Annotated in this window: 20 protein-coding genes; 3 read left to right on the top strand and 17 right to left on the bottom strand. The window is 64.3% G+C overall.

From position 1 onward, the window contains the following. Positions 1-46: 46 nt before the first annotated feature. From dnaE to rpsB, 16 genes are all read right to left on the bottom strand, one after another. Positions 47-3,577, bottom strand: coding sequence for a DNA polymerase III subunit alpha (dnaE, locus tag ACGI6K_RS04885; protein ID WP_376944015.1), 3,531 nt, complete (start codon positions 3,575-3,577; stop codon positions 47-49). A gap of 81 nt (positions 3,578-3,658) precedes the next feature. Further along, the gene (rnhB, locus tag ACGI6K_RS04880) at positions 3,659-4,294 is read right to left on the bottom strand and encodes a ribonuclease HII (RefSeq protein ID WP_376944017.1); all 636 of its coding nucleotides are present in this window, start codon (positions 4,292-4,294) and stop codon (positions 3,659-3,661) included. Next, entirely contained in the window at positions 4,294-5,436 is a 1,143-nt protein-coding gene (gene lpxB / locus ACGI6K_RS04875; RefSeq protein WP_376944062.1) for a lipid-A-disaccharide synthase, read from the bottom strand. The genes rnhB and lpxB overlap by 1 nt, the downstream gene beginning before the upstream one ends. Before the next feature lies 1 nt (position 5,437). After that, the gene (lpxA, locus tag ACGI6K_RS04870) at positions 5,438-6,214 is read right to left on the bottom strand and encodes an acyl-ACP--UDP-N-acetylglucosamine O-acyltransferase (protein ID WP_376944019.1); all 777 of its coding nucleotides are present in this window, start codon (positions 6,212-6,214) and stop codon (positions 5,438-5,440) included. Next, entirely contained in the window at positions 6,211-6,651 is a 441-nt protein-coding gene (gene fabZ / locus ACGI6K_RS04865; protein ID WP_012702403.1) for a 3-hydroxyacyl-ACP dehydratase FabZ, read from the bottom strand. The genes lpxA and fabZ overlap by 4 nt, the downstream gene beginning before the upstream one ends. 37 nt (positions 6,652-6,688) lie before the next feature. After that, positions 6,689-7,756, bottom strand: coding sequence for a UDP-3-O-(3-hydroxymyristoyl)glucosamine N-acyltransferase (lpxD, locus tag ACGI6K_RS04860; RefSeq protein ID WP_376944022.1), 1,068 nt, complete (start codon positions 7,754-7,756; stop codon positions 6,689-6,691). Positions 7,757-7,758: 2 nt separating this feature from the next. Next, positions 7,759-8,262 (bottom strand): OmpH family outer membrane protein, encoded by a 504-nt coding sequence (locus ACGI6K_RS04855; RefSeq protein ID WP_376944024.1) that lies wholly within the window; start codon positions 8,260-8,262, stop codon positions 7,759-7,761. Between the two features lie 45 nt (positions 8,263-8,307). Next, on the bottom strand, positions 8,308-10,686 hold the full coding sequence (gene bamA / locus ACGI6K_RS04850; RefSeq protein WP_376944026.1) for an outer membrane protein assembly factor BamA: 2,379 nt from the start codon (positions 10,684-10,686) through the stop codon (positions 8,308-8,310). Between the two features lie 73 nt (positions 10,687-10,759). Then, positions 10,760-12,112, bottom strand: coding sequence for an RIP metalloprotease RseP (gene rseP / locus ACGI6K_RS04845; protein ID WP_376944028.1), 1,353 nt, complete (start codon positions 12,110-12,112; stop codon positions 10,760-10,762). Between the two features lie 204 nt (positions 12,113-12,316). Beyond that, the gene (gene ispC / locus ACGI6K_RS04840) at positions 12,317-13,507 is read right to left on the bottom strand and encodes a 1-deoxy-D-xylulose-5-phosphate reductoisomerase (RefSeq protein WP_376944064.1); all 1,191 of its coding nucleotides are present in this window, start codon (positions 13,505-13,507) and stop codon (positions 12,317-12,319) included. Further along, the gene (locus tag ACGI6K_RS04835; protein ID WP_376944030.1) at positions 13,501-14,316 is read right to left on the bottom strand and encodes a phosphatidate cytidylyltransferase; all 816 of its coding nucleotides are present in this window, start codon (positions 14,314-14,316) and stop codon (positions 13,501-13,503) included. Before ACGI6K_RS04835 ends, ispC begins: the two co-directional genes overlap by 7 nt. Next, complete coding sequence (uppS, locus tag ACGI6K_RS04830; protein ID WP_376944032.1) at positions 14,316-15,071, bottom strand: polyprenyl diphosphate synthase; 756 nt, start codon at positions 15,069-15,071, stop codon at positions 14,316-14,318. Before uppS ends, ACGI6K_RS04835 begins: the two co-directional genes overlap by 1 nt. A gap of 22 nt (positions 15,072-15,093) precedes the next feature. After that, on the bottom strand, positions 15,094-15,651 hold the full coding sequence (gene frr / locus ACGI6K_RS04825; RefSeq protein ID WP_376944034.1) for a ribosome recycling factor: 558 nt from the start codon (positions 15,649-15,651) through the stop codon (positions 15,094-15,096). Beyond that, complete coding sequence (gene pyrH / locus ACGI6K_RS04820; protein ID WP_376944036.1) at positions 15,641-16,390, bottom strand: UMP kinase; 750 nt, start codon at positions 16,388-16,390, stop codon at positions 15,641-15,643. The genes frr and pyrH overlap by 11 nt, the downstream gene beginning before the upstream one ends. A 294-nt stretch (positions 16,391-16,684) precedes the next feature. Next, a complete protein-coding gene (gene tsf, locus ACGI6K_RS04815) occupies positions 16,685-17,554 on the bottom strand; it encodes a translation elongation factor Ts (protein WP_376944038.1) in 870 nt (289 codons plus the stop codon). Between the two features lie 137 nt (positions 17,555-17,691). After that, entirely contained in the window at positions 17,692-18,432 is a 741-nt protein-coding gene (gene rpsB / locus ACGI6K_RS04810; RefSeq protein ID WP_376944040.1) for a 30S ribosomal protein S2, read from the bottom strand. 265 nt (positions 18,433-18,697) lie between these two features. Here rpsB and map point away from each other — a divergent pair, with 265 nt between their 5' ends. From map to dapC, 3 genes are all read left to right on the top strand, one after another. Further along, positions 18,698-19,480 (top strand): type I methionyl aminopeptidase, encoded by a 783-nt coding sequence (gene map / locus ACGI6K_RS04805; protein ID WP_376944042.1) that lies wholly within the window; start codon positions 18,698-18,700, stop codon positions 19,478-19,480. 13 nt (positions 19,481-19,493) lie between these two features. After that, positions 19,494-22,193, top strand: a complete 2,700-nt coding sequence (locus ACGI6K_RS04800; RefSeq protein WP_376944044.1) for a [protein-PII] uridylyltransferase — start codon at positions 19,494-19,496, stop codon at positions 22,191-22,193. A gap of 69 nt (positions 22,194-22,262) precedes the next feature. Further along, the gene (gene dapC / locus ACGI6K_RS04795) at positions 22,263-23,459 is read left to right on the top strand and encodes a succinyldiaminopimelate transaminase (RefSeq protein ID WP_376944046.1); all 1,197 of its coding nucleotides are present in this window, start codon (positions 22,263-22,265) and stop codon (positions 23,457-23,459) included. A gap of 27 nt (positions 23,460-23,486) precedes the next feature. Here the strand turns inward: dapC and ACGI6K_RS04790 are convergent, their stop codons facing one another. Beyond that, positions 23,487-25,124 (bottom strand): Na+/H+ antiporter, encoded by a 1,638-nt coding sequence (locus ACGI6K_RS04790; RefSeq protein ID WP_394543516.1) that lies wholly within the window; start codon positions 25,122-25,124, stop codon positions 23,487-23,489. Positions 25,125-25,152: the final 28 nt, after the last annotated feature.

The following is a 25,152-nucleotide window of genomic DNA, read 5'->3' as shown; positions in this document are numbered from 1 at the left end:
CAGTCCAGAACGATCCCCGCGCACGATGATTCCGCCGGCATTCGTCTCAGCGGTAGTGCAGAAAGACGTTGTCCTTGCCGAATTGGTCACGCAGCGTCTGGATCAGGCTGTCCGCCGGATCGATCCGCCACGCTTCGCCGAACTGCAGCAGGGCACGAGCCTCGTGCCCGATATAGTCCAGGGTGATGGGGCAGGCGCCCCGATAGCGGCTGCAGAGCTCCGCCAGCCAGCGCAGGCGATCCCCTTCCAGCGCCTCGCTGGCGACCCGCAGCCGCAGGCTCTCGGCCAGTCCCGTACGTGCCTCCTCCAGGCTCATCACCCGCTTGGCGCGCAGGCGCAGGCCGCCGGAGAAGTCGTCGTTGCTGACCTCGCCTTCCACCACCACCAGGGCATCGGTCTGTAGGAGCGCCTGGGCGCCGGCGAAGGCATCGGCGAACAGGGAGGCCTCGATCCGCGCGGAGCGATCGTCGAGGGTGATGAAACCCATCTTGTCGCCCTTCTTATTCCTCATTACCCGCAGGTTGACGATCAGTCCGGCGATCGTCTGGAGTTCCCGCGCCGGGCGCAGCTCGACGATGCGCTGGCGGGCGAAGCGGCGGACCTCGCCTTCGTACTCGTCGATCGGATGACCGGTCAGGTACAGGCCCAAGGTATCCTTTTCGCCCTTGAGGCGGTCCTTGAGCGACAGCTCGCGGGCGTTGCGGTGATTAGCATAGACGTCCGCCTCGGGCTCGGCGAACAGCCCGCCGAACAGGTCCAGGTGGCCGCTGTCGGCGCTGCGCGCGGTCTGCTCGGCGGCCTGCACGGCTTCCTCCACAGCAGCCAACAGGACCGCCCGGTTGCGGTCGATGTTGGCCTGGTAAGCCTTGGGCTCGTCGGCGAAGTACGGACCCAGGCGGTCCAGCGCGCCGCCACGGATCAGCGCCTCGAGGGTGCGCTTATTGATCCGCTTGAGATCGACCCGCGCGCAGAAGTCGAACAGATCCGTGAAGGGACCGCCGGCGGCGCGGCATTCGACAATGGCCTCGACCGGCCCCTCGCCGACGCCCTTGATCGCCCCCAAGCCGTAGACGATGCGCCCCTCGTCGTCGACGATGAACATGAACTCGGAGTTGTTCACGTCCGGCGCGACGATGCGCAGCTTCATGCTGCGGCATTCCTCGATCAGGGTCACCACCTTGTCGGTGTTGTGCATGTCCGCGGAAAGCACCGCGGCCATGAAGGGCGCCGGATAACGGGTCTTCAGCCAGGCCGTCTGGTAGGAAACCAGGCCGTAGGCGGCCGAGTGCGACTTGTTGAACCCGTAACCGGCGAACTTTTCCACCAGATCGAAGATGTTGCCCGCCAGCTCGGCATCGATGCCATTCTTCGCGCAGCCCTCAATGAAGCCGCCGCGCTGCTTGGCCATTTCCTCGGGCTTCTTCTTGCCCATGGCGCGACGCAGCATGTCCGCGCCGCCGAGGGTGTAGCCGGCCATCACCTGGGCGATTTGCATCACCTGTTCCTGATACAGGATGATGCCGTAAGTAGGTTTCAGGACCGGCTCCAGGCCCGCGTACTGGTAATCGGGGTGCGGGTAGGAAAGCTCCGCGCGCCCATGCTTGCGGTTGATAAAGTCGTCCACCATGCCCGACTGCAGCGGGCCGGGGCGGAACAGCGCGACCAGCGCGATCATGTCCTCGATGTTGTCGGGCTTGAGCTTCTTGATCAGCTCCTTCATGCCGCGCGATTCGAGCTGGAACACCGCGGTGGTCTCGGCCCTCTGCAGGAGTGCGTAGGTGGCCTTGTCATCCAGCGCGATGCGGTCGATGTCCACCAGCTCGGTTTCGCCCCGGCGCCGCTGCTCGCGATGGATGGTTTCCATTGCCCACTTGATGATGGTCAGGGTGCGCAGCCCGAGGAAGTCGAACTTGACCAGGCCAGCCGCCTCCACGTCGTCCTTGTCGAACTGGGTGACCAGGCCGCCGCCGTCCGCGTCGCAGGCGATGGGAGCGAAATCGGTGAGCTTGGTCGGCGCGATCACCACGCCGCCGGCGTGCTTGCCGGTGCCGCGGGTGATGCCCTCGAGCTTCAGGGCCATGTCCCAAATCTCTTGGGCCTCCTCGTCGTTCTTGAGGAACTCGCGGAGCATCTCCTCCTGCTCGTAAGCCTTCTCCAGGGTCATGCCGACCTCGAAGGGGATCATCTTCGACAGGCGGTCGGCCAGCCCGTAGGACTTGCCCTGCACCCGCGCCACATCGCGCACCACCGCCTTGGCCGCCATCGAGCCGAAGGTGATAATCTGGCTCACGGCGTTGCGCCCATAGGTATCGGCCACGTAGTCGATGACCCGGTCGCGGCCGTCCATGCAGAAGTCGACGTCGAAGTCGGGCATGGAGATCCGCTCGGGGTTGAGGAAGCGCTCGAACAGCAGGTCGTAGGCCAGGGGATCGAGGTCGGTGATCTTCAGCGCGTAGGCGACCAGCGAGCCGGCACCGGAGCCGCGGCCGGGACCGACCGGCACGCCGTTGTTCTTCGCCCACTTGATGAAGTCCATCACGATCAAGAAGTAGCCGGGAAAGCCCATCTGGATGATAGTGTTCAGCTCGAACTCCAGACGCTCGACGTAGACCTTGCGCTTCTTTGCGTAGTCGGGTGTGGTCTCCTGCGGCCAGAGCACCGCTAGACGCTCCTCCAGCCCCTCGTAGGCTACCTGGCGCAGGTAGTCGTCGATGGTCATGCCGGCCGGTACCGGGAAGTTCGGCAAGAAGTACTTGCCGAGGTGCACTTCGATGTTGCAGCGCCGGGCGATCTCCACGCTGTTCTCCAGCGCTTCGGGCAGGTCGGAAAACAGCTCCCACATCTCCGCCGGGGTCTTCAGGTACTGCTGGTCGGAGTAATTGCGCGGCCGCCGCGGGTCACCGAGGGTGCGCCCCTCGCCGATGCAGACGCGGGTCTCGTGAGCCTCGAAGTCCTCCTGCTTGAGAAAGCGCACGTCGTTGGTCGCCACCAGCGGAGCGCCGTAGCGATCGGCCAGTTCGACGGCAGCATGCAGGTACTCCTCGTCGCCGACCCGGCTGGTACGCTGCACTTCTAGATAGAAGCGCTCGGGAAACACTGCTAGCCACTCCTCGAGCAGCGCTGCGGCCTGGTCGACATGGCCGTTGAGCAGCGCCTGGCCGATCTCCCCTTCCTTCGCCCCGGACAGGGCGATCACCCCTTCGGCAGCCTCCTTCACCCAGTCGCGCTGGATGATCACCAGGCCATCGCCGTGCTGACCCTCGGTCCAGCCCCGGGATACCAGTTCGGTGAGGTGGCGGTAACCCTTGGCATCCATCGCCAGCAGGGTCAGGCGCGACAGCGGAGCATCGGGCTCGGCGCTGGCCAGCCAGATATCGGCGCCGCAGATCGGCTTGATCCCACCCGCCATGGCCGCCTTGTAGAACTTCACCAGCGAGCACATGTTGCTCTGGTCGGTGACCGCCACCGCGGGCATGCCAGCCCCGGCTACAGCCTTGATCAGCGGCTTGACCCGTACCAGGCCGTCGACCAGGGAAAACTCGGTGTGCACGCGCAGGTGGACGAAGGAAACGGACATGAACAGACCTTGGCTCACGGAAAAACGACAGGGACGAGATTGTAACCGCCCCAACGGCGACTGTTCGCGATGGGCGCTCGCTCAGGAGGTCGAGGCACTGGCCGGGGCACGGCGGCTGGAAACGACATCGAGCAGCTCACGCACCGGCGCGAAGGAGCGCCGATGGATCGGGGTCGGCCCCAGACGGGCTAGGGCCTCCAGGTGCACAGCCGTGGGATAGCCCTTGTGCCGGGCCAGCCCGTAACCGGGATAGAGGGCGTCGAGCACGAGCATTTCCCGGTCCCTGGCGACCTTGGCGAGGATGGAGGCCGCGGCGATGGCCGGCACCTGGGCGTCGCCCTTGATCACCGGCGCGCAGGGCACCGCCAGTTCAGGGCAGCGGTTGCCGTCGATCAGCGCCAGGCGGGGCGTCACGGCGAGCCCTTCCACGGCACGCCGCATGGCCAACATCGTCGCGTGAAGGATGTTCAGCCGGTCGATCTCCTCCACCTCGGCGCGCGCGATGCACCAGGCCAGAGCCTTCTCGCGGATCTCCTCGGAGAGCACCTCGCGACGGGCTTCGGAAAGCTTTTTCGAGTCGTTCAGTCCCAGGATCGGCCGCGCCGGATCGAGGATCACCGCGGCGGTGACGACCGCCCCACAGAGCGGACCGCGGCCGACCTCGTCGACACCGGCGACCAGCGCCTCGACCCGGCCGAAATCCAGACCCAACTGCATCAGGCGCGCTCCGCCAGTTCGAGCACCGACTCGGCCGCCCGACGCGAAGCGTCCCGACGCAGCGAGCGATGGATGGCGTCGAAGCATTCGGTCTGCTCCCCCCCGATCTCCAGCAGTGCTATCAAGGCCTCGGCCAGCGCCTCGGGCGTCGCGCGGTCCTGCAGCAGTTCGGGCACCAGCGCCCGGCCGGCGAGCAGATTGGGCAGGGAGAAGAACGGCGTCTTTACCAGGTGCCGCGCGACTTTGTAGGTCAACGGCGCCAGGCGATAGGCCACGACCATCGGACGCTTGTACAGCAGGGCCTCCAGGGTTGCGGTACCAGAGGCGATGAGCACCGCGTCGCAAGCAGCCAGCGCCTCATGGGAACGACCGTCGAGCAGCATCACCGGCAGGTCGCGGCGGGTATGGCTGAGCATCTCTTCGAGCTGCCGGCGCCGCTCGGGGCTCGCGCAGGGCACGACGAAACGCAGCGGTCCGGCGTGCAGCGCCAGCAGGCGCTCGGCGGCCTCGATGAACAATGGGCCGAGACGAGCCAGTTCTCCGCCGCGGCTACCCGGAAGCAGGGCGATGATGGTTTCCCCGTCCGTCAGATCCAGGGCGGCCCGGGCGGCGTCGCGATCGGTCTGCAAGGGAATCTGGTCGGCCAGCGGATGGCCGACGAAGCGGACCGGCACGTTCCAGGCCTCGTAGAATTCCGCCTCGAAGGGGAACAGGGTGAGCATCAGGTCGCAAGCTTGGCGGATCTTCAGCACGCGCTTCTGCCGCCAGGCCCACACCGACGGGCTGACGTAATGCACGGTACGGATGCCGGCACGATGCAGGCGGAGTTCGATCCCCAGGTTAAAATCCGGGGCATCGATGCCGATGTACAGGTCAGGACGGGCTTCAAGCAGGTCGCGAATCAGCCGCCGGCGACGCAGCAGCAGTTCAGGAAGACGGCCGAGTACCTCGAATAGGCCCATGACCGCCAGTCGCTCCATGGGGAAATAAGACTGCAGCCCCTCGGCCTGCATGCGTGGGCCGCCGACGCCGATGAACTCGATATCCGGACGAACCGCCTTCAAGGCCTGCATCAGGCTGGCGCCGAGGATATCGCCCGAAGCCTCGCCGGCCACCAGGGCTACGCGCAGCACCCCGGCCATCTCAGCGGGTAATCCCACGGGTGGAGGCGCGCACGGAATCGCGGAAGATCGCAACCTCGGGGAACTGTTTGGCCGACTCCTCCAGTTCCGCTAGCGCCTGCTCCACGGTCAGCCCCTGGCGATAGACGACCTTGTAGGCCCGGCGCAGCGCATTCATGGCCTCGGGGCTGAAACCGCGCCGGCGCATGCCCTCGAAGTTCATGCTGCGGGCCTGGGCCGGGCTGCCGAGGACAGTGACGAAGGCCGGCACATCCTTGGATACGCCGCTGCCCATGCCGACGAAGCTGTGCGCGCCGATCTGGCAATGCTGGTGGATCAGGGTATAGCCGGAGAGGATCGCCCAGTCGCCCACATGCACATGACCGGCCAGGGAAGCGTTGTTGATGAGGATGCAGTGACTGCCCACCACGCTATCGTGACCGATGTGCACATAGGCCATGATCAGGTTGTGGTCAGCGATAGTGGTTTCCGAACGGTCCTGGACAGTGCCGCGATGGATGGTGACCCCTTCGCGGATCACGTTGTGGTTGCCGATCACCAGCCGGGTCGGCTCACCCTTGTATTTCAGGTCTGGGGTATCCTCGCCAATGGTGGAGAACTGGAAAATCTTGTTGTGCCGGCCGATCCAGGTCGGCCCCTTGACGATCACATGGGGACCGATCTCTGTGCCTTCGCCGATGTGCACGTTCGGCCCGATTAGAGTCCAGGGACCGATACGTACGTCGGACGCCAGGGTGGCGGTCGGGTCGATGATGGCGCGAGGATCGATCAAACTCATAGCTTTCGTTCCGCACAAATGATTTCGCCCGAGCAAACCTGCTTGTCGTCCACCAAGGCCTGGCATTCGAACTTCCAGATACTGCGCTTGGCGCTGAGGAACCTCGCCTCGAGGATCAACTGGTCGCCCGGTATCACCGGTTGACGAAAGCGCATCTTGTCCGAGCCTACGAAGTAATAGATTGTGCCGTCGGCAGGCTTCACGTCCAGCATCTTGAAGCCCAGGATGCCGGCGGCCTGGGCCATCGCCTCGATGATCAGCACACCCGGCATGATCGGATGCTGAGGAAAGTGGCCGTTGAAGAACGGCTCGTTGATGCTGACATTCTTGTAGGCGCGAATGCGCTGGCCCTCGACATCAAGGTCCACCACGCGATCGACCAGAAGGAAAGGATAGCGGTGCGGCAGGTATTCGCGAATCTCGTTAATGTCCATCATTTCCAGGAAAGCCTGTAGGTAAAGTTGGGGACGCCCATCAAAGTGGGTCAGCCTCTGATGGAGCATCTCCGTCGGAAGTCACGCCCCCCAGACGCTTTTCCATCTGCTGCAGACGCCGCGCCAAATCGTCCAGTTGGCGAATGCGGGCGACGCTCTTCTTCCATTCGGCGGCAGGCTGCATGGCAGTACCGGAGGAATAGGCACCCGGCTCGTGAATCGAGCGGGTGACCATGGTCATCCCGGTGACGAACACCCCGTCGCACACCTCGATATGTCCCACCATGCCGACGCCGCCGGCGATCATGCAGTGCCTGCCGATCTTGGTGCTGCCGGAAATACCGACGCAGCCGGCCATGGCGGTGTGATCGCCGATCTGCACGTTGTGGGCGATCATGATCTGGTTATCCAGCTTCACGCCGTTGCCGATCAGGGTATCGGCCAGTGCACCGCGGTCGATGGTGGTATTGGCGCCGATTTCCACGTCGTCGCCGATGATCACCCCGCCGATCTGGGCGATCTTGCGCCAGGTACCCTTCTCGTTGGCGAACCCGAACCCCTCTCCACCGATCACCGCGCCGGACTGGATGACCACTCGCCGGCCGATCCGCACATCGTGGTAGAGCGTCACCCTCGGGGCTAGCCAGCCGCCTTCGCCGATCACGCTGCGGGCGCCGATATAGCAGTGGGCACCCACGCTGACCCCGGCCTCGATCCGCGCCCCGGCCTCGATCACCGCATAAGCGCCGACGCTGGCGGTCGGATGGATGCTGGCATCCGCGGCAACCACGGCAGTGGCGTGCACTCCGGCTGGAGCCACGGGCTTCGGATCGAACAGATGCGACAAGCGCGCATAGGCCAGGTAGGGATCGGCCAGCAGCAAGGCATCCCCTGCGTAGGATTCGGCATCCGCCGGGGTCAGCAGCAGAGCGCCGGCGCAGGTGCTTCCCAGATACTTGCGATACTTGGGATTGGCGAGAAAGCTCAACTGCTCCGGCCCCGCCTCCTCGAGGGTGGCGAGCCCGCGAACAGTTTTGTCCGCCGCACCGCGCAATGTGGCGCCGAGGCGCTCGGCCAGTTCGCCGAGAGTGAATGCGGGTGTGCTCATCGTCAACGCATCTGGTTCATGCGCTCGATGACCTCGCGAGTGATGTCATATTGCGGCTTGACCTCGACCACCGAGCCCTGCTCGAGCACCAGGTCGAAACTTCCCTTCTTGATGACCTCCTCGACAGCCTTGTCCAGCTTGGGCTTGATCAACTTGAGCATGTCGCGGTCGGCGACCGCCTTGGTCTCGTTCAGCTCCTTGGACTGGAACTGGAAGTCGCGAGCCTTCTGCTTGAACTCAAGCTCGAGGCGCTCGCGCTCGGCGGTCTGCATCTTCTCGCCCTCTTTCACCAAGCGATCCTGGATACGCTTGGCATCGCTCTCCAGGGTTTTCAGCTTGTTCAACTGGGGCCCGAACTTCTTCTCCGCATCCACGGCATATTTCTTCGCCGCATCGGATTCGAGCAGGGCCATCTGATAATTGAGCACGGCAATCTTCATTTCCGCGAAGGCCGGTGTCGCCAGAAGGGCAGCACTGAACAAAACCCACTGAGTCAGCTTGCGCACGATGAACTCCCGCTTTGCAGCATTTACGTGATGAGGGCAGATCCGTTAGAAGCTCTGACCCATTGAGAACTGGAATACCTGGGTCTCTGCGTCGTTGGGCTTCATGACCGGCATTGCCAGGCTGAAGCTCAGCGGCCCGAAGCCGCTGACCCAGGTCACGCCAAGCCCGACCGAGCTGGCCATGTTGCTGAAGTCGATATCGCAACTGTCGTCGTTGTGTTCCTTCTGCGAGGAACTGCAGTTGGTATCGAATACGTTACCCACATCCCAGAATAGGGAGGTACGCAGCGAGCGCTGATCCTTGACGAACGGCATTGGGAACATCATCTCGACACCGCCGACCACCAGCACGTTGCCGCCGAACGGCTGCTCGTCCTGATCCGAATCCTCCTCGGTCCCCTCGTTGCCGGTTACCGCCTCGCCCCGGCTCGGCGTACTGCGCGCACCCAAGGTGTTGTCCTTGAATCCCCGGACGGAAGAAAAACCGCCGGCATAGTAATGCTCGTAGAAAGGCATCTTCGAAGTGGAGCCGAAGCCGTCGCCATAGCCGAGCTTGGTATGGAAGCGCAGGGTGTAATCGTCCGTCAACGCCTTGAACATCTGGGCGTTGTAGTCGATCTTGTAGAATGACAGATCGCTGCCGGGCAGCGTGGTTTCGAAGGTCAGACTCTGCGAGGCGCCGCGGGTGGGCATCACCCCCCGGTTCAAGGTCGACTCCGACCAGCCCGCCGAAGCCTTGAAGTTCAGGTAGTCGTCGCCTTCCTCGTCTAGGAAGTCGAAGATCTCATCGACCGTGTAGGTCCCGGTATCGATGCTGTCCCGCTGGGCGCTGAGGCCGAAGCTCAGGCGCGCGGTCTCGCTGATCGGATAGCCGATGTTGATGCCGCTGCCGAAACTGTCCACCGAATAGCTGGAATAATCCACCTCCAGATCGTCGTAGTCGGTGGTCCGAAAGAACACGTTGTAGCCAAGGCTGATGCCATCCTCGGTCCAGTAAGGATCGACGAAGCCGAAATTGTAGTTGGTCTGGTACTCGCTGCGGGTCAGGCCGATGGTGACCTTGTTGCCGCTGCCGAGAAAATTGTTCTGGCTGATCGAACCACCCAGCACCAGACCGGCGTTCTGGGCGAAGCCGACGCTAGCGGTGACGGAGCCGGAAGCCTGCTCCTCGACGGTGAAGTTGACGTCGACCTGATCGTCAGTACCCGGTACCTGCGGCGTCTGAACGCTGACCTCCTTGAAGAAGCCCAGGCGCTCGAGACGGGTCTTGGACTGGTCGATCAGGTAGGTCGAGGCCCAGCCGCCCTCCATCTGGCGCATCTCGCGACGCAGTACTTCGTCCTCGGTCTTAGTATTGCCGCGGAAGTTTATGCGGTTGACGTAGGCCCGCTTGCCCGGGTCGACCACGAAGGTCACGGAAACCGTCTTGTCTTCGGCATGCGGCTCGGGCACGGCATTGACGTTGGCGAAGGTATAGCCTTCGTTGCCCAGGCGTCGGGTTATCAACTCGGAGGTACTGGTCATCACCTTGCGGGAGAACACCTGTCCTTTCTTGACCAGCAGCAGGGACTCGATCTCCTCGGGCGGCACCTTCAGATCGCCGGTGAGCTTGACGTCGCGGATACTGTATTTCTCGCCCTCGTCGATGTTGACGGTAATGTAAACATGGCGCTTGTCCGGCGTGATGGATACCTGGGTGGAAGCGATATCCATGTTGATGTAGCCGCGGTCCAGATAATAGGAACGCAGACGCTCCAGGTCGCCGGACAGCTTCTCGCGGGCGTACTTGTCGTCGTTGCGGAAGAAGGACAGCAGGTTGCTGGTCTTCAACTCGAACAGCCTGAGCAGGGTTTCGTCCGAAAAGACGGTATTGCCCACCACGTTGATGTGCTGGATGGCGGCGACCGAACCTTCGTTGATCTTGATCTTCAGTGCCACCCGGTTACGTGGCTGCGGCACGACCTCGGTCTCGATCGAGGCCGAATAACGGCCTTGGGCTACATATTGGCGCTGCAGCTCGTTGCGCACCCCTTCCAGGGTGGCCCGCTGGAAGATCTCGCCCTCGGCGAGTCCCGACTGCTTCAGGCCGTTCAGCAGGTCTTCCGACTTGATGGCCTTGTTACCTTCGAGTTCGATGCTGGAGATGGAAGGCCGCTCGACGACCGTGATGACTAAAACGTTGCCATCGCGGCCAAGCTGGATATCCTGAAAGAAACCGGTCTTGAAGAGTGCGCGCGTACCCTCCACAAGGCGCTGGTCGTCCACCTGATCGCCGACACTGAGCGGCAGGGCACTGAATACGCTGCCGGCAGAAACCCTCTGCAGACCATTGACACGGATATCGGAGATGGTGAAGGACTCAGCGTGGACCTCTGTGATCGTCATGGCGGCGAAGACCACCGCAGGCAGCAGCAGGCGTTTCATGAAGTCCTTTCTGTTTCAACTGACAATAAAGAAACTGCCGCGAAACGCGGCAGTTTCGAAACTCGGCAATGTATCACAAGCGACTCAGATCATTGACCAAAGCCAACAGCATGACCCCAACGACAAGACTGATCCCAATCTGCATTCCCAAGGCCTGGACTCGTTCCGACAAGGGGCGTCCCCGGACCCACTCGACGAAATAGAAAAGCAGATGCCCGCCATCGAGCACTGGAATCGGCAGCAGATTGAGCACCCCCAAGCTTATGCTCAGATAGGCGAGAAAATTCAGGAAGTCTCCCACCCCTGACTGGACTGAAGCGCCCGCCACTTTAGCAATGGTTATCGGTCCGCTCAAGTTTTTTACCGAGAGCTCGCCGAAGAGCATTTTCCTAAGGGAATCGAGGGTCAGGACACTCATGCTCCAGGTCCGCCGAAGGGCCTCGCCAACCGCATCCAGCGGACCGTAGCGGACCTCACGAAGCATTTCCGGCGGCCATTCGACCGTCTCCACGCCGGCGCCGAGATAACCGCTGCGCGCCTCGCCTTCGCCGCGCGCCGCCAGTTCGACCGGCCGCTCGATACGCTGACCGTCGCGCTCGAGCTGGAAAACGACGCGCGCACCGGGTCGGGCGCGCACCCGCTCGACGACTTGTTGCCACTCATCCAGAGGCTCCCCGTCGAGCGCCAGCAGGCGGTCGCCGCCGCGCAGCCCGGCCGCCTGTGCCGGTCCCTTCGGGTCCAGTTGCGCCAGCACCGGCGGCAAGGCGGGCCGCCACGGGCGAATACCAAGACTCGCGATGGGATCGGGCTCATCGACCCCCTCGAGCCAGTCCCGGATGACCAGTTGATGCCGAGTAGTCACGCTGGAACCCGCCTCGCGCACGGTAACCTCGAGCGTGCCGGTCTCCCCCAGACGATGAATCATCTGTAGGTTGACCGCTGCCCAGCCGGACGTCTCCTCGCCATCCACCGCGAGAACCTCCTCGCCGGCCCGGATTCCCGCGGCCGCCGCCGGACTGCCCGCCTCTACGGCGCCGATGACCGGACGCAGTTGCTGGCTGCCGAGCATGGCGAGCACCCAGAAGAACAACAGGGCGAGCAGGAAGTTGGCGACGGGACCGGCTGCCACGATGGCGATGCGTCGACGGACGCCCTGGCGGTTGAAGGTCTGGTCGAGCAGCGCCGGAGGAACCTCACCCTCGCGCTCGTCGAGCATCTTGACATAACCGCCCAGGGGAATCGCAGCGATCACGAACTCGGTTCCCTGCCGATCGTGCCAGCGTAGCAAGGGCATGCCGAAGCCGATGGAAAAGCGCAATACCTTGACGCCACAGCGACGGGCGACCCAGAAATGGCCGAACTCATGGAAGGTGACCAGCACTCCGAGCGCTATCAGAGTGCCGATGATCATGTACAGGGCGTTCATTGAACTCCTCCGGTCCGGCGACTATGAGGCCGGACGCAAGTCGCGGTGAGGGGGGCCGGAACAGGTTGGCGAATCCCCGCCCCTGCCGGAAGGGGCATGCCTGCCCTCCGCCATGTGCCCACATATCCCCGTGGACGAAGATGCGCCACCTCGGTTGCCGGCCGGCTCCGGCATGCCGCGATGGCGGGAAGCTGCCGGAACGGCTCAGCGCTCACGGCGCAGCAACCAGGCCTGGGCCTGCGCGCGCGCCTGAATGTCCACGTGCAGCACAGTTTCGAGATCGTCGATGGCGACGACTGGCTCACCCTGCAGGACGTCCTCGATGATACTCGCGATTTCCGGGAAACGGACGCGCCCGTCGAGAAAGGCCGCCACGGCCACCTCGTTGGCGGCATTGAGCATGGCCGGCGCGCTGCCGCCGACCTCGGCCGCCTCCCGGGCCAGACGCAGGCAGGGAAAGCGTGCAGGGTCGGGAGCCTGGAAGTCCAGGCGGGCGATGGAGAACAGATCCAGGGGAACGACCCCAGAATCGATTCGCTCGGGCCAGGCCAGCGCATGGGCGATCGGTGTACGCATGTCCGGATTGCCCAGTTGCGCCAGCACCGAGCCATCGACGTAATCGACTAGGGAATGAATCACGCTCTGCGGGTGGACCACTACCTCGACCTGTGCGGGATGCGCATCGAATAGCCAGCAGGCCTCGATCAGTTCCAGTCCCTTGTTCATCATGCTGGCCGAATCCACGGAGATCTTCCGCCCCATCGACCAGTTGGGATGGGCGCAGGCCTGCGCCGGCGTCACCTCGATCAATTCGGCCGCCGGAGTTTCGCGAAAGGGCCCACCGGAAGCGGTCAGCAGGATGCGCCGCACGCCGACCGTCGCCAGACCGTTCCCATAGGCGGCGGGCAGGCATTGGAAGATCGCGTTGTGCTCGCTGTCGATCGGCAGCAACTGCGCACCGCTGCGGCGCACCGCCTGCATGAACAGGGCACCGGACATCACCAGCGCCTCCTTGTTGGCCAGCAGAACCTTCTTGCCCGCCTCCACCGCCGCCAGCGTGGGACGCAGCCCGGCGGCTCCGACGATCGCCGCCATCACCGCATCCGCTTCGGGATGGGCCGCCACCTCGCACAACCCCTCGCTTCCGGACAGCACCCGAGTGTCCAAGCCGGCGGCGCGCAATTCGCCTTCGAGCTGGCAAGCCGCCGCCGCCTCGGGCACCACGGCATAGCGGGGAGCAAAGCGCAGGCAAAGCGCCCGCAACTCGTCCAGCCGGGCGAACCCCGTCAGCGCGAAGGCCCGGTAACGTTCGGGGTGGCGAGCGATCACATCCAGAGTGCTCAGGCCGATCGAGCCGGTGGCACCCAGCACCGTTATTCTTTGTGGATTCAAAATATCCCCCAACCCGCGAGCCAGAGCACAACGACGAACATGGGAATGGCCGCCGTCAGGCTATCGATACGATCCAGCACCCCCCCGTGCCCGGGCAGGAGGTTGCTGCTGTCCTTGAGGCCGGCTTGACGCTTGAACATGCTCTCGGTCAAATCGCCGACCACCGAGATCAACACGACCAGGGTCGTACCGGCCAAGGCTAGCGCCAGTTCTCCCGCCAGCCAGCCGCGAAACAACCCGACAACGACGGTGACCAGCAGACAGGCGAGTAGGCCACCTGCCATGCCCTCCCAGCTCTTGCCGGGGCTGACCTGCGGCGCCAGCTTGCGCCGGCCGAAGGCCCGACCGACGAAATAGGCACCGATGTCCGCGGTCCAGACCAGCACCATCACCGCCAGGATCAGGTAGTTACCCAGCGGCCACTGCTTGAGCAGCAACAGCCCCTGCCAGGACGGCAGGAGGATCAGCAGACCGATTGCCAGTCGCCTCCCCCTGCCCGCCCAGCGTTGACTGCTCTGCGGGTAGTTCAAAACCAGCGGCACGACCAGCAGCCACCAGAGGATGCCGAGCAGCATGACCCCGGCCGCCAGCGCTGGCAGCCAATAGAGCAGGAGCAACAGCGCAGCGACCGCCGCGGCGAAACCCACACGGGAGCGCTGCTCGGCAAAACCGGCGAGCCTCGCCCATTCCCAGCCGCCCAGGGTGACGATCGCACCGATGAACAGCGCGAAGGCCCCGCCCTCGAGCAGGAAAAAACCGGCCAGGGCGAGGGGCAACAGCACCAGCGCCGTCAGGATTCGTTGCTTGAGCATCAGGTCCGCGCCTCTGCTTCCACCTGCTCGCTGGTCTTGCCGAAACGGCGCTGACGAGAAGCAAAGTCGGTCAAGGCCCGGCGCATGGCATCCTGCCTGAAGTCAGGCCAGTACTGATCGGTGAAGTACAACTCGGCATAGGCCAGTTGCCAAAGCAGGAAATTGCTGATGCGATGGTCTCCCCCGGTACGAATGCACAAGTCCGGCGGCGGCTGGTCGCCGGTCGACAGACAGCTCTGTAGGAGCTTTGAAGTGATGTCGTCAGGCTGCAACTGGCCGGCCTGGACCTCGCGCGCCAGGCGCTGCGCGGCCTGGGCTATGTCCCATTGCCCGCCGTAGTTGGCGGCGACCTGCAGAAGCAGGCCTGTCTGCCCGGCGGTCTGCAGCTCCGCCTCACGCATGGCGTCCTGCAGTTCGGGATTGAAGCGCGAGCGATCGCCGATGATGCGCAGGCAGATGCCATTCTCGCAGAGACGCCTCGCCTCGCGACGCAAGGCCGTCAGGAACAGCTCCATCAAGGCGCTGACCTCGGTGGCAGGGCGCTGCCAGTTCTCGCTGGAGAAGGCGAACAGAGTCAACACCTCGACTCCCACCTCGACGCACACCTCGATCGTAGCGCGCACCGCATCGACTCCGGCCTTGTGCCCGGCTATGCCGGGCAGCAGACGCTTCTTCGCCCAGCGATTGTTGCCATCCATGATTATGGCGACATGGCGCGGCACCACAGCGGGAGCGGCGGTCTTGTACTTATCCATGAAATATCCCGTGAGACCGCGACTATACGGCCATCAGGTCGGCCTCCTTGGCCTCCAGCGCCTTGTCGACCTCGGCGATGGCCTTGTCGGTGAGCTTCTGCACCTCATCCGCCGCGCGACGCTCGTCGTCTTCGCTGATTTCCTTCTCCTTGACCAGGTCCTTGATCTGGGCCAAGGCATCGCGGCGGATATTGCGCACCGCGACCCGTGCGCTCTCCGCTTCGGCGCGCGCCTGGCGGGTATAGCCCTTGCGGGTTTCCTCGGTCAGCGCCGGCATCGGCACACGGATGGTGGTGCCGGCGGTCGCCGGGTTGAGCCCTAGATCGGAAGTCATGATGGCCTTCTCCACCGCCTGGATCATGCTCTTGTCGAACACGGTCAGGGCCAGGGTGCGGGCATCCTCGGCGACCACGTTGGCGACCTGACGCAGCGGGGTGTCGGCACCATAGTAGGAAACCATGACGCCATCCAGAATACTCGGGTGAGCCCGACCGGTGCGGATCTTGGCGAAGGCGTGCTCCAGCGACTCCAGACTCTTCTTCATGCGCGCCTGCGCGTCCTTCTTGATCTCATTGATCATGCTTGCTTTCCTCGATCAGGGTTCCTTCGGCACCGCCGACCACGATGTTCAGCAGGGCTCCCGGTTTGTTCATATTGAAGACGCGCAGCGGCATCTTGTGATCGCGACACAGACAAATGGCGGTCAAATCCATCACACCCAGCTTGCGATCGAGCACCTCGTCGTAGGTCAAGTACTCGAACTTCTCGGCATTCGGATCCTTGAAGGGGTCGGCCGTGTAGACGCCGTCCACCTTGGTGGCCTTGAGCACCAAGTCGGCATCGACTTCGATGGCACGCAAGCAGGCAGCCGAGTCGGTGGTGAAAAAGGGATTTCCGGTTCCCGCGGCAAAGATCACCACCTCGCCAGAAGCCAGATGGCGCATGGCCTTGCGCCGGTCGTAGTGATCGGTTACACCGACCATGGAAATCGCCGACATGACAATCGCCGGAATATTGGAGCGCTCCAGGGCATCGCGCATGGCTAGGGCATTCATCACCGTGGCCAGCATCCCCATGTGATCGCCCGTGACCCGATCCATGCCCGCGGCGGACAGAGCGGCACCGCGAAACAGGTTGCCGCCGCCGATCACCAGGCCGACCTGCACGCCGATGCCGACCAGTTGGCCGACCTCCAGCGCCATCCGATCCAGCACCTTGGGATCGATGCCGAAATCCTCGGCCCCCATCAAAGCTTCGCCGCTGAGCTTGAGCAGAATGCGTTTATAGCGAGGTTGACGACCACTCACCTGCTGGGCCATTGCGTATCTCTCCTGCGGCTCTATCTGTATCAGTCGGAACAGGCGCGAAGCCTGCCTTGCTCCACACCGGAAACGGCGCGGACCGGCGGCTGGGAAGGCGATCCGGCGAAGCGGGTCCCGGCCACCTGCAAATCGATTGCGACTCTCGACTCCAGCGCCGTGGCAGACATGCCGTACGCCACTGCTCGCCCCTGGCAACCTGGAGCGGAACGGCGAACCACAGGCTGCCAGTCGACAAAGAGGCCGCGCGCGTGAGCGGGCAGCCTCTTGTCGGACGACGGAATCGAAGCCGTCTTATTGCTTGCTGGCGGCGAGCTGGGCAGCCACTTCAGCGGCGAAGTCGACCTCGGCCCTCTCGATACCCTCGCCTACCTCGTAGCGGACGAAGGAGACGATTTCGGCTCCAGCCTTCTTGGCCAGTTCGCCTACCTTGATGTCCGGGTCCTTGACGAACGGCTGCTCGACCAGGCTGGCTTCGGCGAGGAACTTGTTGATGCGGCCCTTGACCATGTTCTCGACAATGTTCTCCGGCTTGCCGGCGATCTTGTCGGCGTTCAGCGCCAGGAAGATTTCCTTTTCCTTGGCGACCGCCTCCTCGGACACCTGGGACGGGCTCAGGAACTGCGGGTTGCTGGCAGCCACGTGCATGGCGATTTCCTTGGCCAGCTCGGGGTTGCCGCCCTTCAGGTTGACCAGCACGCCGATGCGGTGACCATGCAGGTAGGCCCCCACCACGTCGCCCTCGACACGGGTCAGACGACGGATGTTGACGTTCTCGCCACACTTGGCCACCAGCGCCTCGCGGGCCGACTCCCGGTCCGCGATCAGCGGAGCGGCGTCGGTCAGCTTGTCGGCGAAGGCCTTCTCGAGGCTTTCGGCGACGAAGGCCTTGAAATCTTCCTGCAGGGCCAGGAAGTCGGTCTGGGCGTTGACCTCGATGATCACGGCCGCCTTGTTGTCGTCGGACACCTTGACCGCGATGGAGCCTTCGGCGGCAATGTTGCCGGCCTTCTTAGCGGCCTTGATTGCGCCGGAGGCACGCATGTCGTCGATGGCCTTCTCGATGTCGCCGCCGGCGGCGACCAGAGCCTTCTTGCACTCCATCATGCCCTGGCCGGTACGCTCGCGTAGCTCCTTGACCAGCGCCGCGGTAATCTCTGCCATGTTCGCAATCCTCTTGAAAAGGTTTTCAACCATTCCGCCCGCTGGATCGGGCGTTTCCGACCTTCAAATGTATAAAGTGGCAAAAAGGGGGCCTAGCCCCCTTTCTTGCGCAGCGGGTACCGCCTGATGTCCCGCGCTCAGCCTTCCGCGGCCTCGGAAGCGGCGAATTCCTCGATGAACTCGTCGCCGGTGCCGGCGTTCTGGCGGCCGCGCAGCACGGCATCGGCCACCGAGCCCAGGTACAGCTGCACGGCGCGGATGGCGTCGTCGTTACCCGGGATGATGTAGTCGACGCCCTCGGGGCTGCTGTTGGTATCGACTACGCCGATGACCGGAATGCCCAGCTTGTTGGCTTCGGAGATGGCGATGCGCTCGTGATCGACGTCAATCACGAACATCGCGTCGGGCAGGCCGCCCATATCCTTGATGCCGCCCAGGCTGCGCTCCAGCTTATCCAGATCGCGGGTGCGCATCAGCGCTTCTTTCTTGGTCAGCTTGGCGAAGGTGCCGTCCTGGGACTGGGTTTCCAGCTCGCGCAGGCGCTTGATGGAGGCACGAATCGTCTTGTAGTTGGTCAGCATGCCGCCCAACCAGCGATGATCGACGTAGGGCATGCCGCAACGGGCCGCCTCTTCACGGACCAGCCTGCCGGCTGAGCGCTTGGTGCCGACGAACAGGATCTTGTTCTTGCCCGCCGCCAGTTTCTCGACGAAGCTCAGGGCTTCGTTGAACATCGGCAGGGTCTTTTCCAAGTTGATGATGTGGATCTTGTTGCGCGCGCCGAAGATGTACCGGCCCATTTTCGGGTTCCAGTAACGGGTCTGGTGGCCGAAGTGGCAACCGGCTTTCAGCATGTCGCGCATGGTGACTTGGGACATTTCAATTCCTCGTTCGAATCGGGTTAGGCCTCCACGCATCCCGATATCCAACCCTTGCGGGCACCCAGGATACCGTGCCGATGCGTGTGTGGAGTCAATGCTCGCGAACCGCAGGTCCGCCGAGCGGCGCGTTTTATAGCACAAAAGCCGACCGCAGGCTACCGGGCGACGGGCGATGCCCCGCGCGGCGCGCAGGCGATTTGGTTTATCATCGCCCCCATTCCGAACGTATGTCCCGCGCCCCAGGCGCCGAGAGAGAGTCCGCATGACCGTCACCATCAAGACGCCCGAGGAAATCGAAAAAATGCGCGTAGCCGGCCGCCTGGCCGCCGAGGTGCTGGAAATGATCGGCGAACACGTCAGGCCGGGCATCACTACCGAGGAGTTGGACCGCATCTGCCACGACTATATCGTCGACGTGCAGCACGCCATTCCCGCCCCGCTCAACTATAAGGGCTATCCCAAGTCGATCTGCACCTCCGTCAACCATGTGGTCTGTCACGGCATTCCCAACGACAAACCGCTGAAGGACGGCGATATCGTCAACCTCGACATCACCGTGATCAAGGACGGCTATCACGGCGACACCAGCATGATGTTCCTGGTCGGCAATCCCCCGGAATGGGCGAGACGCCTGTGCCAGGTGACCCAGGAATGCCTCTACAAGGGCATCGAGCTGGTGCGCCCGGGCGCCCACCTCGGCGATATCGGCGAGACGATCCAGAAGCACGCCGAGAAGAGCGGCTTCTCGGTGGTCCGCGAATACTGCGGACACGGCATCGGCGCGCTGTTCCACGAAGAGCCCCAGGTGCTCCACTACGGCCGTGCCGGCACCGGCCTCGAACTCAAGCAAGGCATGACCTTCACCATCGAGCCGATGATCAACCAGGGCCGCGCGGAAACTCGCCTGCTCGGCGACGGCTGGACCGCCATCACCAAGGACCGCAAGCTCTCCGCCCAATGGGAGCACACTCTGCTGGTCACCGCTGGCGGCTACGAGATCCTGACCCTGCGCCGCGACGACACCATCGCGCGCACTTCGCGCTGATCGAGGTGAAGTCATGCCGCAGGTGGATCCCGATCTGTTCGACCCCGGACAGTTCCAGGCCGAGCTGGTCCTGAAGTCCAGCCCCATTCCCGCCTACAAGAAAGCCCTGCGGTGCGCCCGGGAAGTGCTCGATGCGCGCTTCCGGGAAGGCCGCGACATCCGCCGGCTGATCGAGGACCGGGCCTGGTTCGTCGACCAGATCCTCACCCTGGCCTGGAACCGCTTCGACTGGAGCGAGGATGCCGACATCGCCCTGATCGCCGTCGGCGGCTACGGTCGCGGCGAACTGCATCCCTACTCGGACATCGACCTGCTGATCCTGATGGACGGCGCCGACCACGAGGTGTTCCGCGAACCGATCGAGGGCTTTCTCACCCTGCTCTGGGACATCGGCCTGAAGGTCGGCCAGAGCGTGCGCTCGCTGGCCGAGTGCGCCGAAGAGGCGCAGGCTGACCTGACGGTGATCACCAACCTGATGGAGAGCCGCACCATCGCCGGTCCCGAGCACCTGCGCCAGCGCATGCAGGAAGTCACCAGCGCGCAGCGGATGTGGCCGAGCCGGGCCTTTTTCCTCGCCAAGCGCGACGAGCAGAAGACTCGCCATGCCCGCTACAACGACACCGAGTACAACCTCGAACCCAATGTCAAGGGCTCGCCCGGCGGCCTGCGCGACATCCAGACCCTGCTCTGGATAGCCCGCCGCCAGTTCGGCACCATTAATCTGCACGCCATGGTCGGTCAGGGCTTCCTGCTGGAAAGCGAATACACCCTGCTCGCCTCCTCCCAGGAATTCCTCTGGAAGGTGCGCTACGCCCTGCACATGCTCGCCGGACGCGCCGAGGACCGCCTGCTGTTCGACCTGCAGCGGCAGATCGCCGGCCTGCTCGGCTACGAGGACAGCGACGCCAAGCTGGCGGTCGAGCGCTTCATGCAGAAGTACTACCGGGTGGTGCTCGGCATCGCCGAGCTGACCGAGCTGGTCTTCCAGCACTTCGAGGAAGTCATCCTGCCCGGCGACGCCGCCGGGCGGGTCGAACCGCTGAACGAACGTTTCCAGGTGCGCGATGGTTATCTAGAGGTCACCCACGCCAGCGTCTTCCAGGAAACGCCTTCCGCCCTGCTGGAAATCTTCGTGCTGCTGGCCCGGCGCCCGGAGATCCGCGGCGTGCGCGCCGACACCATCCGCCTGCTGCGCGACCACCGCTATCTGATCGACAACGCCTTCCGCCGCGATCCCCACAACACCGGCCTGTTCATCGAACTGTTCAAGAGCCGCCAGGGCATCCACCGCAACCTGCGGCGCATGAACCGCTACGGCATCCTCGGGCGCTACCTGCCGGAGTTCGGCCACATCGTCGGACAGATGCAGCACGACCTGTTCCACATCTATACGGTCGACGCCCACACCCTGAACCTGATCAAGAACCTGCGCAAACTCTTCTGGCCGGAACTGGCGGAGAAATACCCGCTGGCCAGCAAACTGATCGAGAAGCTGCCCAAGCCCGAACTGATCTACCTGGCCGGGCTCTACCACGATATCGGCAAGGGCCGCGGCGGCGACCATTCGGAACTCGGCGCGGCCGACGCGCTGGCATTCTGCGAACGCCACGACCTGCCGGCCATGGACACCCAACTGATCGTCTGGCTGGTGCGCAACCACCTGCTGATGTCCACCACCGCCCAGCGCAAGGACCTCTCCGATCCGCAGGTGATCTTCGACTTCGCTCAGAAGGTCCGCGACCAGACTTACCTGGACTATCTCTACGTACTGACCGTGGCGGACATCAACGCTACCAACCCGACCCTCTGGAACTCCTGGCGGGCCAGCCTGCTGCGCCAGCTCTACACCGAGACCAAGCATGCCCTGCGCCGCGGACTGGAGCAGCCGGTCGGCCGCGAGGAACAGATCCGCCAGACGCAGAAGGCCGCGCTGGACATCCTGGTGCGCAGCGGCACCGATCCCGACGACGCCGAACATCTCTGGACACAACTGGGCGACGACTACTTCCTGCGCCACACCTCCAGCGACATCGCCTGGCACACCGAGGCGATCCTTCAGCACCCGAGCAGCGGCGGACCGCTGGTGCTGATCAAGGAAACCACCCAGCGCGAGTTCGAGGGCGCCACCCAGATCTTCATCTACGCGCCGGACCAGCACGACTTCTTCGCCGTGACCGTGGCCGCCATGGACCAGCTCAACCTGAGCATCCACGACGCCCGCGTCATCACTTCGACCAGCCAGTTCACCCTCGATACCTATATAGTGCTCGACGCCGACGGCGGCTCGATCGGCGACAACCCGGCGCGCATCCAAGAAATCCGCCAGGGGCTGGTGGAAGCTTTGCGCAACCCGGCCGACTACCCCACCATCATCCAGCGCCGCGTGCCGCGCCAGCTCAAGCACTTCGCCTTCGCCCCGCAGGTCATCATCCAGAACGACGCCCTGCGCCCGGTGACCATCCTCGATATCATCGCCCCGGACCGCCCCGGCCTGCTGGCGCGGATCGGCAAGATCTTCCTGGACTTCGACCTGTCACTGCAGAACGCCAAGATCGCCACCCTCGGCGAACGGGTCGAGGACGTGTTCTTCGTCACCGACGCGCACAACCAGCCCTTGTCCGACCCGGAACTCTGCGCCCGCCTGCAACTGGCGATCGTCGAACAACTGGCCGACGGCGACAGCTATATTCAGCCGAGCCGGATCAGCATCTGAACCCAGAACCGGACGGCGGCCCGCCCCGCGCAGGGATGGCTCGCCGCCCGCGGCTACCAGGAAAGCCCCATGAACGACGCCCTGAACCTTTTGCAACCCTATCCCTTCGAGAAGCTTCGCGCGCTGCTCGCCGGCGTGCAGCCGCCGGCCGGTAAGAAGCCCATCGCCCTGTCCATCGGCGAACCCAAGCACCGCTCGCCGAGCTTCGTCGTCGAGGCTCTGGCCGCCAACCTCGAACAGCTCGCGGTCTACCCCACCACCCTCGGCCTGCCGGCGCTGCGCGAAGCCATCGCCCGCTGGTGCGAGCGGCGTTTCCGGGTGCCGGCTGGCCGGCTGGACCCGGCGCGCCACGTGCTGCCGGTCAACGGCACCCGGGAGGCGCTGTTCGCCTTCGCCCAGACCGTGGTAAAGCGCACGGACAACGGCTTAGTGGTCAGCCCCAACCCCTTCTACCAGATCTACGAAGGCGCGGCCCTGCTCGCCGGGGCCACGCCGCACTACCTGCCGTGCCTTCCGGAGAACGGTTTCAATCCCGACTTCGACGCGGTACCGGCGGACGTCTGGCGGCGCTGTCAGTTGCTGTTCCTCTGCTCGCCGGGCAACCCCACCGGCGCCCTGGTGCCGCTCGCTACCCTTAAGAAACTGATCGCCCTGGCCGACGAGCACGACTTCGTGATCGCCGCCGACGAGTGCTACAGCGAGCTGTACTTCGACGAACAGAACCCGCCGCCCGGCCTGCTCACCGCTTGCGCCGAGCTGGGCCACGACGACTTCCGTCGCTGCGTGGTGTTCCACAGCCTGTCCAAGCGCTCCAACCTGCCGGGCCTGCGCTCGGGCTTCGTCGCCGGCGACGCCGAGATCCTCAAGAGCTTCCTGCTCTACCGCACCTACCACGGCTGCGCCATGCCAGTGCCGACCCAACTGGCCAGCATCGCCGCCTGGAACGACGAAGTCCATGTGCGCGCCAACCGTGTGCTGTACCGGGAGAAGTTCGACGCCGTGCTGGGCATCCTGCAGCCGGTGCTCGACGTCAAGCGCCCGGACGGCAGTTTCTACCTGTGGCCGCGCACTCCAGTGGACGACCAGATCTTCACCCGTGACCTGTTCGCCCGCGAACACGTGACCGTGGTGCCGGGCGCCTACCTGTCGCGCGGCGTGGACGGCCTCAACCCCGGAGCCGACCGCGTGCGCATGGCCCTGGTCGCCCCCCTAAACGAATGCGTGGAAGCCGCCGAACGCATCCGCGACTTCGTTCGCGCGGGCTGAGCGGCGCCCCTCGCCCGCCGTTCGCCCTCAAGTGCTACGGAACAGCCGCGCCTCGCTGATGTCCAGCTCGCGCAGGATCTCGCCGAGCAAGTCGTCGTCGACCTGATGGCGACGGCGCAAACGGTATAGCTCCAGGCGCTGGGAACGCAGCGCCTGCAGACGCAGGCGCTGCTCCAGCGCATTCATCTGACGCAGGCGCGTACGCGCCTCCACGGAATCGTCGGGCTCCAGTTGCTGGCGGTATTCGGCCATAATCTTCGCCTTGACCTCGGCCGCCAGGGCCATCTCCTCGGGACTCAGGCCGGGCTCCTCGCTCTGCGCCTCCAGGGCGCGGATTGCAGCCTCGACAGTCTTTACCCGGTTGCGGCGCAACTCCTGCTCGCGCGCCTCCCCGTTGTCCACCGGCAGGCCGCGCAGCAGCAGCGGCAGACCGAGGGTGGCGACCAGCAGCGACAGCAGGATCACTCCGGCGGCGACGGAGATCAGCAAATCGCGCTGCGGAAAGGCTTCGCCATTGCCCAGCAGCAACGGCAGCGACAGCACGCTGGCCAGGGTCACGGCACCGCGTACCCCACCCAAGGTGAGCAGCGCCGCCAGGCGCAGCGACGACTGCCCGGCGAAGCTGCTGGGCAGGCCGCGCCAACGGCGCAGCGCACCGGACACCAGCCAGTAAAGCCAGGTCCAGACGAAACGCAGCAGGATCAGCGCTAGGAACACCTGGCCGACGAGGAGTCCCAACTCGACGGTGCTCGCCCAGAACAGCTCGCCCTCTTTTAGCGTGACCTTGACGATGTCCGGCAACTGCAGGCCGAGCAGCAGGAAAATCAGGCCGTTGAAGGTGAACTCCAGCAGCGCCCATACGCTGCGGTTGAGCAGCCGCGTGGTGGTCTGCCGCGGCAGCAGATCGAGACGGCTCTGCATCATGCCCGCCGCCACCGCCGAGAGAATCCCGGAGACGCCCAGATGCTCGGCCGCCACGTAGGCAGCGAACGGCAGCAGCAGCATGAACATCACGTGCGGCGCCGGCTCCTCCCAGCCGAACCCGATCATCCAAGCCCGGAAACGCCCGAGCACATAGCTCAGGGCCACCCCGACCGCTAGCCCGCCGAGGGCCACCAGGACGAACTCCAGACCGGCCTCGGCTAGGGAAAACGAGCCGGTCAGGGCAGCCGCCACGGCGAACTTGAAAGCCACCAAGCCGGAAGCGTCGTTCATCAGCGCCTCGCCCTGGAGGATGTTCATCAAGGTGCGCGGCAGACGACCATGGGCGATCGCCGACACCGCCACGGCATCGGTGGGCGACAGCACCGCCGCCAGGGCAAAGGCCACCGCCAGCGGGATGTCGGGGAACAGCAGATGGATCAGCCAGCCGGCGCCGAGCACGGTGAACAACGCCAAGCCGAAGGCCAGTAGCAGAATCGGCGTGCGCAACCGCCAGAACTCGCCCTTGGGCATCCGCCAGCCGTCGACGAACAGCAAGGGCGGAATGAACAGCAGCAGGAACAGTTCGGGATCGAGCCGCACGTGCAGACCGAACCCCGGCAGCGCCAGCAGGGCGCCGATGGCGATCTGGATGAGCGGCAGGGGAATGGGGATGAACTGCGCAGTGATGCGCGTGCCGCCGACGACCAGCAGCATGATCAGAATCGTATAGAGAAGTTGCATGGGATGCGGGAAGAGGCGCTTGAGAAGT

Origin of the sequence: Azorhizophilus paspali, from assembly GCF_043587585.2 — a bacterium.
Taxonomy (GTDB): domain Bacteria; phylum Pseudomonadota; class Gammaproteobacteria; order Pseudomonadales; family Pseudomonadaceae; genus Azotobacter; species Azotobacter paspali.
This window is presented reverse-complemented; position numbering and strand designations above follow the sequence as displayed.

Excerpts from the sequence above, each read along its gene's own strand:
- dnaE (WP_376944015.1), bottom strand. The coding sequence starts at position 3,577 with ATGTCCGTTTCCTTCGTCCACCTGCGCGTGCACACCGAGTTTTCCCTG.
- rnhB (WP_376944017.1), bottom strand. The coding sequence starts at position 4,294 with ATGCAGTTGGGTCTGGATTTCGGCCGGGTCGAGGCGCTGGTCGCCGGT.
- lpxB (WP_376944062.1), bottom strand. The coding sequence starts at position 5,436 with ATGGCCGGGGTGCTGCGCGTAGCCCTGGTGGCCGGCGAGGCTTCGGGC.
- lpxA (WP_376944019.1), bottom strand. The coding sequence starts at position 6,214 with ATGAGTTTGATCGATCCTCGCGCCATCATCGACCCGACCGCCACCCTG.
- fabZ (WP_012702403.1), bottom strand. The coding sequence starts at position 6,651 with ATGATGGACATTAACGAGATTCGCGAATACCTGCCGCACCGCTATCCT.
- lpxD (WP_376944022.1), bottom strand. The coding sequence starts at position 7,756 with ATGAGCACACCCGCATTCACTCTCGGCGAACTGGCCGAGCGCCTCGGC.
- bamA (WP_376944026.1), bottom strand. The coding sequence starts at position 10,686 with ATGAAACGCCTGCTGCTGCCTGCGGTGGTCTTCGCCGCCATGACGATC.
- rseP (WP_376944028.1), bottom strand. The coding sequence starts at position 12,112 with ATGAACGCCCTGTACATGATCATCGGCACTCTGATAGCGCTCGGAGTG.
- ACGI6K_RS04835 (WP_376944030.1), bottom strand. The coding sequence starts at position 14,316 with ATGCTCAAGCAACGAATCCTGACGGCGCTGGTGCTGTTGCCCCTCGCC.
- uppS (WP_376944032.1), bottom strand. The coding sequence starts at position 15,071 with ATGGATAAGTACAAGACCGCCGCTCCCGCTGTGGTGCCGCGCCATGTC.
- frr (WP_376944034.1), bottom strand. The coding sequence starts at position 15,651 with ATGATCAATGAGATCAAGAAGGACGCGCAGGCGCGCATGAAGAAGAGT.
- pyrH (WP_376944036.1), bottom strand. The coding sequence starts at position 16,390 with ATGGCCCAGCAGGTGAGTGGTCGTCAACCTCGCTATAAACGCATTCTG.
- tsf (WP_376944038.1), bottom strand. The coding sequence starts at position 17,554 with ATGGCAGAGATTACCGCGGCGCTGGTCAAGGAGCTACGCGAGCGTACC.
- rpsB (WP_376944040.1), bottom strand. The coding sequence starts at position 18,432 with ATGTCCCAAGTCACCATGCGCGACATGCTGAAAGCCGGTTGCCACTTC.
- map (WP_376944042.1), top strand. The coding sequence starts at position 18,698 with ATGACCGTCACCATCAAGACGCCCGAGGAAATCGAAAAAATGCGCGTA.
- ACGI6K_RS04800 (WP_376944044.1), top strand. The coding sequence starts at position 19,494 with ATGCCGCAGGTGGATCCCGATCTGTTCGACCCCGGACAGTTCCAGGCC.
- dapC (WP_376944046.1), top strand. The coding sequence starts at position 22,263 with ATGAACGACGCCCTGAACCTTTTGCAACCCTATCCCTTCGAGAAGCTT.
- ACGI6K_RS04790 (WP_394543516.1), bottom strand. The coding sequence starts at position 25,124 with ATGCAACTTCTCTATACGATTCTGATCATGCTGCTGGTCGTCGGCGGC.